The 14,700-nt window shown below is 42.4% G+C and carries 12 protein-coding genes and 1 pseudogene; 2 read left to right on the top strand and 11 right to left on the bottom strand.

Annotated features, from left to right (window positions below; translation table 11 throughout):
• Positions 1–18: 18 nt before the first annotated feature.
• The 6 genes and pseudogenes from V7K85_RS07275 to V7K85_RS07300 form a co-directional block, all read right to left on the bottom strand.
• Complete coding sequence (locus V7K85_RS07275; protein WP_334812229.1) at positions 19–768, bottom strand: HEPN domain-containing protein; 750 nt, start codon at positions 766–768, stop codon at positions 19–21.
• Positions 752–1,813: a ParA family protein gene (locus V7K85_RS07280; protein ID WP_334812232.1), complete on the bottom strand. Its 1,062-nt coding sequence runs from the start codon at positions 1,811–1,813 to the stop codon at positions 752–754. Before V7K85_RS07280 ends, V7K85_RS07275 begins: the two co-directional genes overlap by 17 nt.
• A 116-nt stretch (positions 1,814–1,929) precedes the next feature.
• A pseudogene (locus V7K85_RS07285) lies at positions 1,930–2,547 on the bottom strand (Uma2 family endonuclease).
• Between the two features lie 172 nt (positions 2,548–2,719).
• Positions 2,720–4,528: an ABC transporter ATP-binding protein gene (locus V7K85_RS07290; protein ID WP_334812356.1), complete on the bottom strand. Its 1,809-nt coding sequence runs from the start codon at positions 4,526–4,528 to the stop codon at positions 2,720–2,722.
• 284 nt (positions 4,529–4,812) lie between these two features.
• On the bottom strand, positions 4,813–5,943 hold the full coding sequence (locus V7K85_RS07295) for an aldo/keto reductase (RefSeq protein ID WP_334812234.1): 1,131 nt from the start codon (positions 5,941–5,943) through the stop codon (positions 4,813–4,815).
• A gap of 72 nt (positions 5,944–6,015) precedes the next feature.
• On the bottom strand, positions 6,016–6,513 hold the full coding sequence (locus V7K85_RS07300; protein ID WP_012406891.1) for a bifunctional nuclease family protein: 498 nt from the start codon (positions 6,511–6,513) through the stop codon (positions 6,016–6,018).
• 340 nt (positions 6,514–6,853) lie between these two features.
• Between V7K85_RS07300 and V7K85_RS07305 the strand changes: the two genes are divergently transcribed.
• Positions 6,854–7,531, top strand: a complete 678-nt coding sequence (locus tag V7K85_RS07305) for a riboflavin synthase (protein ID WP_334812236.1) — start codon at positions 6,854–6,856, stop codon at positions 7,529–7,531.
• Positions 7,532–7,600: 69 nt separating this feature from the next.
• On the opposite strand, the gene V7K85_RS07310 is transcribed toward V7K85_RS07305, so the two are convergent.
• Together V7K85_RS07310 and V7K85_RS07315 are read right to left on the bottom strand one after the other, a co-directional pair.
• Complete coding sequence (locus V7K85_RS07310) at positions 7,601–9,157, bottom strand: M23 family metallopeptidase (RefSeq protein WP_334812238.1); 1,557 nt, start codon at positions 9,155–9,157, stop codon at positions 7,601–7,603.
• Positions 9,158–9,247: 90 nt separating this feature from the next.
• Positions 9,248–10,066 (bottom strand): biotin--[acetyl-CoA-carboxylase] ligase, encoded by an 819-nt coding sequence (locus V7K85_RS07315; protein WP_334812240.1) that lies wholly within the window; start codon positions 10,064–10,066, stop codon positions 9,248–9,250.
• A gap of 77 nt (positions 10,067–10,143) precedes the next feature.
• Here V7K85_RS07315 and pgeF point away from each other — a divergent pair, with 77 nt between their 5' ends.
• Positions 10,144–10,929 carry a peptidoglycan editing factor PgeF gene (gene pgeF / locus V7K85_RS07320; RefSeq protein ID WP_334812242.1) on the top strand — a complete coding sequence of 262 codons (786 nt, stop codon included), beginning with the start codon at positions 10,144–10,146 and terminating at the stop codon, positions 10,927–10,929.
• Positions 10,930–11,303: 374 nt separating this feature from the next.
• On the opposite strand, the gene V7K85_RS07325 is transcribed toward pgeF, so the two are convergent.
• The 3 genes from V7K85_RS07325 to csaB all read right to left on the bottom strand — a co-directional run bounded on the left by V7K85_RS07325 (position 11,304) and on the right by csaB (position 14,612).
• Complete coding sequence (locus tag V7K85_RS07325; RefSeq protein WP_334812244.1) at positions 11,304–11,603, bottom strand: hypothetical protein; 300 nt, start codon at positions 11,601–11,603, stop codon at positions 11,304–11,306.
• Positions 11,604–11,658: 55 nt separating this feature from the next.
• Positions 11,659–13,134, bottom strand: a complete 1,476-nt coding sequence (locus tag V7K85_RS07330; RefSeq protein WP_334812246.1) for a glycosyltransferase family 87 protein — start codon at positions 13,132–13,134, stop codon at positions 11,659–11,661.
• Positions 13,135–13,568: 434 nt separating this feature from the next.
• The gene (gene csaB, locus V7K85_RS07335; protein WP_334812248.1) at positions 13,569–14,612 is read right to left on the bottom strand and encodes a polysaccharide pyruvyl transferase CsaB; all 1,044 of its coding nucleotides are present in this window, start codon (positions 14,610–14,612) and stop codon (positions 13,569–13,571) included.
• Positions 14,613–14,700 lie beyond the last annotated feature (88 nt).

Here is a 14,700-nt window from a genome sequence, read left to right on the forward strand (position 1 = left end):
CCCTTTATCCACCCAAAGCTACAAAATTTGATGAATACTCTCTACAAGCTGCTCAATAAAATTTACTGTATCACCAACCATTGATTCATTGATATACCAGCGATTACCTATGTTAAGGGTGGGATCTATATCTGCTTCGTGAGCAATTTTGTTTCTGCGATCTACAATTAAAGTAAGTTGTTGCTTAATATCTTTAGAAGGTTTACTCATTTTGGTAGCAACCTCATCCCACAATTTTTTATCAGAAATTTGTCTAATTGCATCAGCTATTTTATCGGGCTGCTGAAAGCTTTGATAACTTAGACGTTCTCGAATCTCGTCTTCTAACCATGAAGTATTATTTAATCTGTTCAAAATACTATTTGATATAGCTGGAATTAAACCAGAAATAGTATGAGACTGCTGTAAAAAGTTAGCTCCATAAACCTGCTGTATGTCACTCTCTATCCAAGAGGCGATATCTATGGCTATTTTTCTATCCTCACGAGCGCTTCCCAAGGAAACTTGAAAACGGGAAAAGGCTGATTGAGTGGTATTAGCTGAAGATACTGGTTCAGCACGTTGTCCTCGATGAATTTCTAGCATACCCAATGTGACAACCTCATGGATATAATAATCCAAGGCACTAACAGTTAGAACTAGTGCAGCTCGTAAAATGTCTGAAATATCCAGAGCAGCAGTAGCTTGAGCCTTAACGGAAGTATGAACAGCAATCAGATCCCGAACACGCTGAATACTAATGCGAAATTGGTCAAGCGCTGATTGCATAACTGGATGAGAGTGAAATAATTTTATCTGCTAAATCAGAAAAAGTTTTTTCAAAGTCTTTTTGCTTTTTTTGATTTCTTTCGCGTACTATACCAGTCTGTCCTAATTGCTCCGCTGTTAGGGCATAAACTGGTGTACAGTGTTCTTGTGATATAGCAATTAAACTGTTAAAATTAGAAATTTTTGTCAGTGTAAGACTACCATTTATACCTTGCTCGGTATAGACTTGCTTGGATACTAACAGATTATTTTGCTCTAGAACTGGTACTAGTTTATCAGTAACTGTATTCTCTATTTTTTCTATCCACGTTTGAAATGCTGCTGTTTCTTTACCCCTAATAATTCTATAGTTTTGAACTATGGTTCCTAAAAATTTCAAGGTAAATTCTGGAAATGGATAAGCAGCTTCCTTTAATATAGGGTTTGCGCTTGCTATCCTTGCCCAACCACACCATTTTGATAAAATTCTAGACAGAGAATCAATTGCCATTACAGAGAAAAAATCAGCAGTTGTAGGCACTAAGAAAAAGTCACTTGTCATTAGTAAGTTCTGATTGATTGCTCCTAAACTTGGACTCATATCAATCAGAATATAGTCAGCATTAAATTCCTTAGCAGTTTTTTCTAAAAGATCAGAAATAGCACCTGGCAAGTTTTTCAGTGTCTGAATTGAGCCACTGAGTTCCTGCGCGATACCTAATGTTACTTCGTATTCAGCAAAGCCAACATGACCAGGTAATAAAAACAAACCTTCTTGTCCTTCTATCGGAATACAATCTACAGCTTCAATAGCCCGTGGTTGTGACTCAAAAGCAGGAGCCAAGCCAGTTTTGATATTTGAATATGTGTTGTAGATGTTTTCTATTCTTGCTTCATCATCTTCAGTTTCTTCTTTTAGAGCTATTCCTGTTAAATTACATTGAGGATCAGTATCTACAAGGATAACTCTCTTACCCTTTGAAGCAAGCATCCAACCTAAGTTAAAAGTCGTAGTGGTCTTACTGACACCACCCTTGTGATTGAACAAGGCAATCTTGTGAACCATCTTATTTTGCTTTTGATACTTCTGAAATCTTTTGAATACAGATATTATTTTAGAACCTGTATAACTTAAATATAGCTTCTAAAAAGCTTACAGAACAGCAAGTTATTTAACGCACTTTACCCCAATCCCTCAACATCAGCACTTTCCCCTTCCGATTCAACAGGCTCAAACTTCACCTTGTTGTATAAATCTTGTAAGGAAATCTCAAAGGGTACAGTTACAAGTGCGATCGCTTCATCTTCTTGGTCATATTCACGAAGCGTCCATTGCTTTTTCCCAATTTTGGAAAATTGCTCTACATGAATTTGAGTTTGGTCAATTAATAGATATTCTTGGAAAGTAGAAATAGTTCGGTAAGCCTGAAATTTATCCTCGCAATCCTAGTTTTTAGTAGATTTAGACAAAACCTCAACAATAAGTTGGGGATTTATAATAATATCTGTACGGTTGTTGAAAAATTCTGGTTCACCTGCTATTACTGTCACATTTGGATACGTATAGATACGCTTTTGGTGTATCCAAAGACGCATATCGCTATTAAACACTTCGTATTCTTGTTGTCTGAACGCGAAGTTTAATACAGCATAGAAATTACCAGCTATACGATTGTGATTTACTGTTCCACCCGCCATAGGAATTATTTGCCCATCAATGTATTCACTTTTGTATTCAGCAGCTTCTTCTAGCTCTAAATATTCCTCTGGGGTATAGTATCGCTGTTTTGTTATTTGGATAATTTTATTAGGTAGCAATGTTTAACGATACGGAGCGTCTAGTGACCCATGTTTACTGAACAGTTTAACGTGGTTAGATAGAGATGTTCTGTACTCTGTAAAAATTGAGCGTAGGCGCAGCCCGGCGTAGGCATCGCTATCTAAATTCAAAAGTAACTCCTAGCCCTATTTCCTATTGATAACCGGCTGCTTGCAACATAAACAACTTGGCATAACGTCCTCCTAGCTGCAATAATTCTTTGTGAGTTCCCTGTTCTATAACTTCCCCATTTTCTATAACTAGGATTTTGTCAGCCATTCGTACTGTCGAGAAACGATGGGAAATCAAAAGTACCATCTGATTTTTAGTAACAGCGCGAAAATGATTGAAAATCTCAAACTCAGCTTGGGCATCTATTGCTGATGTTGGTTCGTCTAACACCAAGATATCTGCTTGCGATCGCATAAAAGCACGAGACAAAGCAATTTTCTGCCACTGGCCCCCAGAAAGTTCCTGTCCTCCTTTAAACCAACGACCAAGCTGAGTCTGGAAGCTTTGGGGTAATTGGTCAATAAAAGATTGAGCCATGCCTTTTTGGGCAGCAGTTTGCCAGCGGGTTTTATTTTCGAGATGTTTTACATCACCCACGCCAATATTCTCACCCACAGTGAATTGGTAGCGGACAAAGTTCTGAAAAATTACACCAATGCGACGCCGCAGCACATCCACATCCCATTCCTGCAAATCCAAGCCATCTAAAAAAATTCGCCCAGAGTCTGGAGTGTAGAGTCGGGTAAGTAGTTTGATTAAGGTAGTTTTACCGGAACCGTTTTCACCGACAATTGCCAGTTTCTCTCTGGGTTTCAAATGCAGCGAAATGTTTGTCAACGCTGGCTTGGAATTTCCCGGATAAGTAAATGATACGTTCTCGAAACGGATGCCATCTTGGGAATTTAAACCAATGGTTGCCTTACCCCAAGATTTTGGTACTTCCTCCTCCAGGAAATCGTAGAGATTTGATAGATATAGGTTGTCTTCATACATCCCTCCAATAGAAGTGAGGGCATTGGAGAAAGTAGATTGTCCTTGGCGAAACACAGTGAGATACATTGTCATATCTCCCAAGGAAATCTTACCTAGCACTGTTTCCAGCACAATCCAAGCGTAAGCTAGGTAAAAAGCACCAGTACTAACTAAACTCAGCAGATACCCCCACAGTCCTCGCCGTAGAGTCAAATCGCGGTCTTCCCCATAGAGTTGCTCAAACAGGTTGCGGTAACGTTCTAGCAGCATCTCTCCCAGCTGGTAGAGTTTGACTTCTGTGACAAAATCTTCTCTTGCTAGCAGATTTTCTAAGTAGTTTTGTTCACGAGTTTCTGGCGCACGCCAACTAAACAAGCGAAAGCCTTCTCCAGCAAACTTCGTTTCAGCAATAAATACAGGCATAGCTGCCAAAACCAGTACCACCACCGCCCAAACTGAGAAATTTACTAGCAAAATCCCGTAGGTGATCAGGGAAAGGGCACTTTGCACCAATCCAAAGGTGCGATTTACTAACGAAAGGGGACGAACTGATGCTTCTCGTCGGGCATTGGTCAATTTGTCATAAAATTCTGAATCTTCAAACTGCCTAAGATCCAGTGTCAGCGCCTTTTCTAAGATGAGTACATTCACTCGCTGACCCATTAGCGCCCGCAATAACGACTGACAAATGGTGAGTCCCCGCTGACTGCCTGCTAGTAAAATTACAGCGATCGCTTCAAATCCTACATATAATAAAGGGTGAGAAATATTCACAGAACCATTGCTGTCTGAGTTAACTTGAGATGCAAATACCACTGCATCAACAATTAACTTGCTGATGTATGATATCGCTGCCGGTAAAAGACCAGCCACTAAAGTTAAACTAGCCAGAAGAATAGTAAGAGAGCGGCTAGTAGTCCATACTAAGCTTACAGCCCGTCCACTATAGCGGAAAACCGTCAGTGATTGCCGTAGAATATTTCTTTTTTTTTAATTTTCATCTTTCTTTGCGCGAGATACCCTAGGTGCAGCAGATCTTCTTGACTCTATATTAATCTTTATAAATTTTACATTTTTATCGGCTTACGTGAGCGGCGCAAAACATAAAAGGAGGAGCCACTGCGTTGGGCGGCGAGCCACTCTTGTTGCACGTGGCGTCAGAGGCTTTGAATCTTACTCCCCGACACTACAAGGGTTGGGGCTGTTCTTGTTAGGTCTGTATTCCATGCAATTGAGAACCGCTATAGAAGTCACGCATCGTGTTAACCCCACAATCTCCTACCTGCTTTCCCATTTAATCTTTCATGAGTATCTTCCAACAAAGCTGGAATATCTAGTTTTTCTGGACACCTGGGCAAACATTCACCACATTCTGTACAGCGGTTGGCTTTCATTCCAGGGAACCAGTGACCGGCATTTTCAAACATTCCGTAACGATATTGTCCATAGTCTTTCATGTCGTATGCTACTGCAAGATTACGTAACCGCAATACCTCGGGAATATTGATATTTTTTGGACAGGGCAAACAAGCATAACACTGGCTACACTTATCAGTTTGCAAAGCAACTTTTTGGTGATTTTCTAATTCCTGGAAAGCAAAAATTTCTGCTGATGTTAACTCTCCATCATGGTCAGCAATTCGCAAAGGTTCCATTAATTCATTTGGGTTTGCTGGGCCTATACTCAAAGTAGTAATACGGTGATCAGCAAGTAAAAATCGATAATTTAATTCTAAGGGTGAATACGGGTGACACAGGTCTTTTAGCGTTTGGGGTGGCGTGTAAAGGCGTCCTCCCTTATCAGCAGGGGAAATAATGAAAATGCCCATGTCCTTCTCGGCAGCTAGTTGAATCGCTGGTGCGTGCCGTTGGAAAAAATAGTAATAATGCAGATAGACAAATTCAAAAAAATCTGTATTGATTGCTGCCTGAATTAGCTCTAATGACCCGTGGGTGGAAAAACCAACGTGTCGGACTCGACCATCAGCGACAGCTTCCTCTACAGCTTGCATACAGCCATTTTTAGCTTGCACCCACTCCAAATGTTGCCAAGTGTTCAAACCATGAACCCCTAAGCAATCTAAATAATCTAGTTGTAATCGTTCTAGGGATTCGTCGATGCACCGACGCATGGTATCAGCATCTGCTGTGGCTGAGATTTTGGTAGTGATGTAAAGCCTCGTTCGGGGTACTGACAACCCAGCTTTTAGTGTCCTACCAAGAAACTCCTCACTTTTGCCGTAACCTCTGGCGGTTTCTAGATGATTAATTCCTAGCGCTAAGGCTTGTTCGATAGTCTGGTGAGCATTTTCAAGAGAAGCCAGGTAGCGCATTGTTCCCAGAGAAAAAACCGAGAGGCGCAGATTCGTTTTCCCAAAGCGTCGGTATTGCATCTTAAAAAGGAGTTATGAGTTAACAGTTAGGAGTTGAACCAATTAACTTATAACTCCTAACTCCTAACTTTTTTAGCTGTCGCCATTACCAAAGCGCTTGATCAAATCTTCAGGACGGAGATTGGAAATAAATTCACGGAAGGCTTGCTGTTCGGCTTCATCTGCATCGCGATCAACAGGGATAGAAGCATCGGCAATAACTTCTTCCATTACCCAAATGGGGGTATTTGTACGGAGAGCAATGGCGATCGCATCGCTAGGACGTGCGTCAATTTCTTTTTTGACCTCGCCTTGCTGAACAATTAAAGCTGCATAAAATGTATCCTTTTGCAGGGAATGAATAATCACCTTTTCTAGAGTCATGTTCCAAGTCTCTAGAAGATTCACAATCAGGTCGTGGGTTAAGGGTCTAGGAGGCTTCTGATTCTCCAATGCACCCATAATTGCCCTAGCCTGTTCCTGACCGATGTAAATTGGCAAAGCCCGCCGATCTGAAGAATCTTTCAAAAGGACGATCGGGCTGCGGGTTATGGCATCTAATGCTATGCCAGCGACTTTCATTTCAATCATTGCCTAAGCCTCTACAATCCTTTGAGAGCCTGGGATGCTGTGTAACAAATAGCACCCATTGTTGGGCGGTTTGGCGACAGTAATAAACATAAGCATTTGTTCTCTATAATTGCTTCTATTAAACTCCGAACTTGTGGTGAAAACCAGAGTAAGTCAAATTGGTCTTCTTAGACAATAACCTTCTTACCCAAGTATGCCTCGTGAAGGATGCTAATGTGTTAATATCCCTATCCGAAAAAAAGTCAGAAAATATACTTGCATGTGCGAAATTTATGTGACAATTACCAATTGATTTCAGGCAAAATTAGGCAATAAATAGAGTTAGTTTGACAAAAAAGCCGTGTTTACAGGATTAATCCAGGCATTAGGAACGATGGAACCCTTGGGGGGCGATTCTTGGCAAGTTACTTGTGTAAGCCAGTCGGGTGAAGTAATTATGCAAGATTTGGCTTATGGTGACAGTGTTGCAGTAGATGGTGTTTGCCTGACAGTGGAAAAAGTTTTAAAAGACGGGTTTATTGCCACTGCGTCACCGGAAACTTTACGCCGCACGACTCTGGGAGGTGAGCAAACGCAACAAAGATATGTCAATTTAGAAGCGTCGCTAAAGGTGGGCAGCAAAGTTGGCGGTCATTTTGTGATGGGTCATGTAGACGGCATCGGTCGATTGCTAGTGGCAGAACAAACGGCTAGTTCTTGGGAAATGACCTTTATTGCATCCGAGGCGATCGCCCGGTACATTGTCCCCAAAGGTAGCATTGCCGTCAATGGCATCAGCCTCACAGTAGCCTCATATGAGCCAGAATCCCAATTCAAGGTGGCAGTAATTCCCCTCACCTATGCCGAGACAAATCTTCGCTATTTGGTTCCTGGCAGTTTGGTGAATCTAGAAGGGGATATTCTCGGCAAATACGTGGAAAAATTCCTTTACTCTGGCAACCCACACACCACAGCCCCTGATGACAATAGTATAGATGGTATTACACCCGCATTCTTAGCAGAACACGGGTATCTCTGAATTTTAGATTTTAGATTTTGGATTTTAGATTAATTGAAAATTTAAAATCCAAAATCCAAAATTTCCAATCTAGCTGCCTGGTTGCTGGCTTACCTGAGCGGTTTGCAAGCCTTGTACTAACTCGCTGAGAGCGCTTTGTAATTGCACACCTGGGTCAACAGCAACCCACCCGTCCTGTGTCAGGTGACGGACTTCAAAGTGCAGGTGAGGGCCTGTGGAGTTCCCGGTACTGCCAACTAGCCCGATGACAGTTCCAGGTTGCACCCACTGACCAGGTTGAACAAGGATTTGTGACATGTGACCGTAGAGAGTTTGTTCAGCAGATTTGTGATTTAGGATAACGGTCAAACCATAACCACCCACCCAGTTAGCAGTTTCCACTTGACCAGCAGCAGCTGCCAAAACTGGCGTTCCCGTAGGCGCACCCAAGTCTGTACCAGCATGGAAGCGGCGATCGCCTGTGATTGGATGAATTCGCCAACCAAACAAAGAAGTAATGGGAGCGGGAATAGACAGTGGATACATCATTCCCGTACCACTATAGGCGACTGCCCCAGTGTAGGGGATTTGCGGCAATACTGATGCCAGTGAGAAGTCGTAAGCTACGTTGCTGGGGCGGGGTGCAATGTTGCCATCTGCCATTGGTGGAGGTAAAGTACCGCCACTGGGTGTGATGGGAGTTGCACTCACTGTTGTGGGGCTGAACTCGCCGGGATTCGGAATAAACCGATTCGGGCGAAATGCGCTCTTGGTGACACCGCTAGAACCACTTTCAGTAGCACGCCATCTGCTGGTGTTGCCAGTAGTTGCAATCTGCCGCACGGGTGGAACTACTGGTAATTGTGCGTTTTCACTTCTTCTGAGCCAATTAGGTACTGGTTTACCATTAGAATCAGCTACACTCCTTTGGGGTACTTTGGCGCAAACGCCGCCTAATACGCTTTGCCCTGACGGCAAGATGGCTCGACAACCACTGGAGCGTTCTGTGAGAATTACGGAATTTGGTGCTTGATAAGTACCTGTAGCACCACTGTCATAACTATTAGGATCAATATAGGCGTTATTATAATCCTTGGTTTTCCCCGCCGTTGCACTGACAGGGCTGTTGGAGTTATTTGATGGTTGAGCAACTTCTGGAAGTTTTTCAGGTAAAGAGCGGGCAGGGGTATTGGGTTTTTCCGGTCTCACCCTTACAGGAGCAACCTGGGAGGCTTCTACCTTGGGCTTTGACTGTCTGATAATCACAGCAGGTTCGGCAGCTTCGATTTTGGGTGTAGACTGCCTGACTGGCTCTTTTGATTGAGCAACCTCTGGCTTGCCTAATCTCTGTCTGAGTCTGGCTCGCCGTTGGGAAAATTCCGGTTGCGCTTGAGCTGTTTCGGGCGCAACAGTCTGTTTTTTAACTGGATTTGTAACTGCTGTTGGTTGGGAACTTTCAACAGTGGGAACAATGTTGTCTATTTGTGTTTCCGTTTGGGCAAACACAAACCCGCCGCTGAGGAGGCTGACGCTACTCAGCCAACAGAGGCTCTGAGCTGGTAGCGTCGAGGCAAAGCGTTTTTTCGTCAAACCTTGCTGCCATAAGTAATGCAAACGATCATGGGCAGAATTATTGCGCTGCGTCATTTGTTCTCTCAGTTGTGTGTAATTAGCCTAAAGAGATGATGCTAGTGGTTTGTCTTGCCCAAAGAGCGAAATTTTGAACAAACCTCAAATTTAAACGGAAGATTTATGGTAACCCAAACTGATTGTACCGGGTTCAATATAAATTTCCGGTGTAATTAGTTCCTTTGTATCATGTGTTTCTAAATCAACTCGTAAATTTCCTTGAAGAGTCACCCCAACTACTGTACCTGAAAGATTATTGATGTAGACGCGATCGCCCATGTTTGTAAGCAAATCTAAATAGCGAGACAAGAGTACCTTTACTCCTTCTTGACAAAGGCACTCCATACCGGATTCTATTCCCAGTAAGACTTTAGAGGTTAGCATTTCCAGACAAGAAATTGGTCTGAAATTTTGGGAAGCTTGCCACGATTCCAGATTGATTCCAGTTTCTGGTACTGGGTTTGTCCAGTTAATACCAACACCTATTACTGCTTGGGTGATTTGTCCTTTGTTTACTTTGGTTTCTGTCAAAATGCCGCCTAGTTTGCGACCATTTAAAACTAAATCATTGGGCCATTTTATCCCAACATCTACACCGCACTGACGCAATTGAGACGCAATTCCCCAAGCAGTAGCGAAAGTTAGCTGATAGCTGTCATTAGCCTCTATTTTGTGGTCGAAAGAAATCGCCACGGAAATATATAATCCCCCAACCGGAGAAATCCACTGGCGTCCCCATTGTCCCCGCCCAGCAGATTGCACAGTTGCGATTACTACTGTTCCTGAGATAGCCCCTTGGTTGAGTAAGTTCCAAAGAGTTTGGTTAGTTGAGGAGACACTTTCAAAAAAGTGGAGAGAAAATGGTAAATATGTATACTTACGCCCTGCTTTCAAGGCTGCTTCTAAGTTTTGCAGATTAAATCCCACAGCAGTTAACCCAAATTCCGTTGTTCAAGTTAGCATTGATTGGCTGATGAGTGATTTCTGTTTAGGTTTGGTTGAAGATGCACACTTGGCACTGGCACAATTGGGAAGGACTGCCCTATCTAACTTGTAGTATTCTGGAAAGTTGGCATCACGGCTTCTTTACCCAGCAGTTTTGGCCGCGATCGCCACAAGTTATCACAGAAGTATTGCAATCTGAGGCATCAGTCTATCGCTTAAAGCAGGTTCATGGCAATACTGTTCTCACCTCCCAAGAAATTGACTCGATGTTAAGCACTCTTGGAGATGATTTAGCATCGGCAGATGGTTTAATTAGCCAACAGCCTCTACAAGCTGTTTGGGTAGCTAGTGCAGATTGTACACCCGTGCTGATTGGGGATGTGGTAACTGGACGGGTGGCAGCACTACACGCAGGTTGGCGGGGGACTGCCAAGAAGATTGTGCCCCTAGCGATCGCTCGACTACAATCTCAAGGCAGCAAACTCGATGATTTGAGAATTGCGATGGGCCCAGCGATCGCTGGTGAGGTTTACCAAGTCTCTATAGAAGTGGCTGCCGAAATTGGGGCTAGTATTATACCATATGATGAAAAACAAAAGATTGTTCAAGCGTTGCATGATCTACCCAATTCACCTTTGCGAGAAGATTCCAATCCAGGAAAGGTACGGCTGGATGTTAGGCGAGTGAATACCTTACAACTGGAAAACATGGGGATTAGTGCAGAACAAATTGCGATCGCACCTTATTGTACTTTCCAAACTCCAGAGCATTTCTTTTCTTACCGCCGGGAGAAAGAAAAAAAAGTTCAATGGTCAGGGATTGTCAGTAGCAAAACGAGTCACTAGTACGCGACGGCGTAAATAGAGCAACCATTTAAAATCCCTAAAAAGCCCATTCCATAATACTTTTGACTTTTGACTTTTGAATGAGTGACTTCCGCCTTGCGGTACTAGCCTATATTATGATCACAGGATAGTTAGGATGTTCCGGATTCGGGATAAGTCGCTGATTTCTCCAGTCCACCAGTATAATCCAGCGTCTCAAGCACCATTTGTCCAATCAGAAGTATATCGCCTATAACCCAATACGCTTGGGTTAAGGATAATTGTAGGTTGGGTTGTAGCTTGCTTAAGAGTAGGGGTACATAGTGAAACCCAACAAAGTCGCGAAAATGTTGGGTTTCGTCCCTCAAACGCCACTTGCTATCATAGCGGGAACGCTAAGAGCGAACAACGGGGGAAAAATACGCAACGCAGTGGCTCCCCAACCTACGTAGGTTAAGGTTTTTGGCTTTAACCCAAGCGTATTGGACTGTAACCAATGTGGCTTCGGTAGTTTCCCGTCCTGTCAATTCAATAATTACGGGTTCAGTCAGGCCTATAGATTCTTCACTACGATTAGCGTATTCAGCAATCTGCTGTCCTCGAATTCTCAAACCAAGTTGTAGGGTAATCGACATAGGTAGTACAGTACCTAATGCTTCTGTTTCATACACCCGCACCATATTTGGATTGAGCATTCCTCAGCTAACAAGCGCTTCATCAATGGCATTAGTGAGCATGATTCCTGATGTTCTAAATTGACACCCGATCCAATGATTCAAATTTCAGAACCTGTTTTTGACGCAGGGAACTAATTGCTAAGACTAAAATACTCACAGTGATTCCTAAAACGGCATAACTCGGTAGGGCAAAGATAGTTACTTTCATAATGTATGGCAATTCCCCCGCTTTCACCTTCCAGTGCTTTGCTAGAGAGCCGATGAGCCAGCCATGAATAACCGCTGTTTGCACTGCTAGACAGCAAACCCCTCCTAACCAAACAGACATTCTTTTCCTAGAAAATGTACAATGCCTGATCTGATAGAGCAAATCATTTAGCAAAAAAACAGCAGCAGGTATTAACATCACAGAACTAGTTTCCTGTGAATAGTTGATGCCAATACTCAAGCAGGAAACTAATACCATTTCTGCTAAATGGATTTTTTTGGACCAGGCTGTGAAAGATTGTTGTAGATACCAATACCAACTTACCAAACCAACGAGTATTAGAACAATTATGTCTGAAAAAAGCTTGGCAAAGAATGGGTAATTGGGGAACAATCTTGGACCCACGACCATCAAATCGAGGCGACTGATAGAAATATAAGGGCTAACTGATGGATCATTTAGCCAGAGTGAAAATCCCCGATCTGCATCTGACAGGAATTGTGTCAAAGAATTGCCCGTCAAAGCTAGACCTAAAAATATTAGAGAAGTGACTGTGATCAGAGATACAAAAACTAGAAAAAACCGTCTTTTAAGTAGAAAATACAGAATGAATAATGCAGCTAATGTTGGTTTACAAAGGGCAACCCCCAAGCAAATTCCGGCTGGAATATCCTGATGTTTTCTAGCCAAGATAAACATCCATAAGATTAGAACTGCAACGAAAATGGCAATATTACCAACTTGAAGATCGCGAACTAAGCCATAAATCAAGGCAACCGAGATTGTGCAAATAGTTCTCAAAGCTCGCGACTTCGACTCCAGCAGGATATTCGCTCCCCATAAGGCCAAACCGATTGCTAATATATGCATCAAAATCGAGATTTTAAATGCAGTATTCATCGAAAAATAACCGAGAAACCAGATAAGAGGAATAATATTAGGTGGATATACAAACGGTGGAATAAATCCACACACTTTAGTGATGGTACAGAAACTTTGGTTAAAAATCTCGACATTAAAGGGACTCAAATGCTGATGAGCCAATTTACTCGCCACATAATACCACTTAAAATCCCATAAGGGTGGATGTGCTTGATTTAGGAAATAAACTAGCCAACCTGTATAACAGAGGAATCTTGTAACGACTAATACAACACCTGCTAAAACGAGAAAGCGAACTATTGGTTGACGAGAAAATTGTATCAACTGTTGGATCACAGAAGATTTTAAGAATAAAGAATTTTTCCAGGCTTCCTCTTCATCATCTAATCGCCAATTATTTTTAATAACCAAAGCAACTAAAATTACTATAATTAGGTTCCAAAAGCCAAAGCTGATCATTGGAATAATCTCAATAATTATTTCTGCACTTGGTAAATAATATCGCTGAAGCTAATGTTTCTAACAGATACTTAAGTATTTTGCTGCTCACTTCACAAAGTTTTCACAATTACTTGCTAATATTTTCATAATCACTTCCTAAAATTTTGACAATTACTCCTTTCCTGCTATAAAATTACCAACGAAGACGCGTCTTTCCACGCCACTTGCTTCTTTTGTTCAAAGATGCTGCGCGAACAAGGTCAAAAACCTACCGTACTCCTACGGACAAAGCTTGCTAGCTAGCAAGAGGTCTTTGTCCCTTGCGCGTCCCGTTGGCGCTATCTATATCAATCTGCAAAAGCCGATTTGGTTAACTGGGAACAAGAATTGCAGTTTAATCAAAGAGTATATAAATGAAGTTTTATATTTTTTTCGCTCTAGATTTTTTGGTCTCAATTATTAAATAAAGCTTGGCTCAATAACTCGCGGTGCATTAATGCTCTATCTACCAAAGATTGTATTTGCTCTGGTAATAAAGGATCGCCATTGGCGTAATGCTCCATCCAAGTCAGACTAATCAAATTAGGGTCATCTGGTAAACTTGCCAAATCCCACCCAGGCATTTCTAAGTCTTCCATGAGACGATTTACCTTCGGGTCATAACTGAGAGCAAAGCAGCGACAACCTTCAGCAGCAGCCATAATTAAGCTGTGCAGACGCATCCCAATTGCCATCTCGACACCGCGAAACACACCTTTCAAAAGTTGCGGATTTTCCAGACACAAAATCTTGCTGACATCTTGAAGTTGGGGTTGAATAGCTTCGGCAATACTTAAATCTTCACTTTTTTGAAATGGCAGTAGTAAAATAAAAGCCTGTGTAGCTTTTTGAAAATCCACCAAAGCACGAGTTAAATTTGCTAGACGTGTTTCTGTAAGTTGGGGATGCGATCGCAACGTTACCGCAACTCTCGGCGCAGGTAAATCCCAAAGTCCTGGAACTGGTTTAGATTCCAACGACCAAACCGGGTCAGGAGCTATAATACAAGGAATTTGCCAATCAGATAATAAAGCAGCACTGGCGCGATCGCGGACACTGATTTTGGTAGAATTACCAAAGGTTTGCCGTGCCAACCAGCGGGTTTGCGGACGCACTAACGGGCCAATACCCTGCGCCCAAGCAACGGTTTTTAAACCCATTTTCTGCGCCAATGCCATCAGCCCCCCATAATAAAATGGGCTGATAGTACTAGTAACATCTTGAATGAGACTCCCACCGCCCCAAATCAAGGCATCGCAAGAGCGTAAAGCTTGTAGTACAGGTAAGGGAGCCATGCGATCATAGGTTTCTACATTGTAGCGATCGCGCGTTTCCTCTGGATTACCAGAAAGCACCACAGGCGTTACGTGAGATGGTAACATTTGCAAAAGCGTTGCCAACAAAGCTTCGTCACCACCATTACCTTTACCGTAATACCCAGACAATAATGCCCGCATCTTGACCATTTTGGATTTTGGATTTTGGACTTCGGCTACGCTCAGTCGAACGATTTTAGATTATCAGCTTATTTTTTATACAGAATAT

Origin of the sequence: Nostoc sp. (genome assembly GCF_036917615.1) — a bacterium.
In the GTDB taxonomy this organism is placed as follows: Bacteria; Cyanobacteriota; Cyanobacteriia; order Cyanobacteriales; family Nostocaceae; genus Nostoc.

Bases quoted from the DNA above. Each gene is read 5' to 3' on its own strand.
- V7K85_RS07275 (WP_334812229.1), bottom strand. From the start codon at position 768: ATGCAATCAGCGCTTGACCAATTTCGCATTAGTATTCAGCGTGTTCGG.
- V7K85_RS07280 (WP_334812232.1), bottom strand. From the start codon at position 1,813: ATGGTTCACAAGATTGCCTTGTTCAATCACAAGGGTGGTGTCAGTAAG.
- V7K85_RS07295 (WP_334812234.1), bottom strand. From the start codon at position 5,943: ATGCAATACCGACGCTTTGGGAAAACGAATCTGCGCCTCTCGGTTTTT.
- V7K85_RS07300 (WP_012406891.1), bottom strand. From the start codon at position 6,513: ATGATTGAAATGAAAGTCGCTGGCATAGCATTAGATGCCATAACCCGC.
- V7K85_RS07310 (WP_334812238.1), bottom strand. From the start codon at position 9,157: ATGACGCAGCGCAATAATTCTGCCCATGATCGTTTGCATTACTTATGG.
- pgeF (WP_334812242.1), top strand. From the start codon at position 10,144: ATGCACACTTGGCACTGGCACAATTGGGAAGGACTGCCCTATCTAACT.
- V7K85_RS07325 (WP_334812244.1), bottom strand. From the start codon at position 11,603: ATGCTCAATCCAAATATGGTGCGGGTGTATGAAACAGAAGCATTAGGT.
- V7K85_RS07330 (WP_334812246.1), bottom strand. From the start codon at position 13,134: ATGATCAGCTTTGGCTTTTGGAACCTAATTATAGTAATTTTAGTTGCT.
- csaB (WP_334812248.1), bottom strand. From the start codon at position 14,612: ATGCGGGCATTATTGTCTGGGTATTACGGTAAAGGTAATGGTGGTGAC.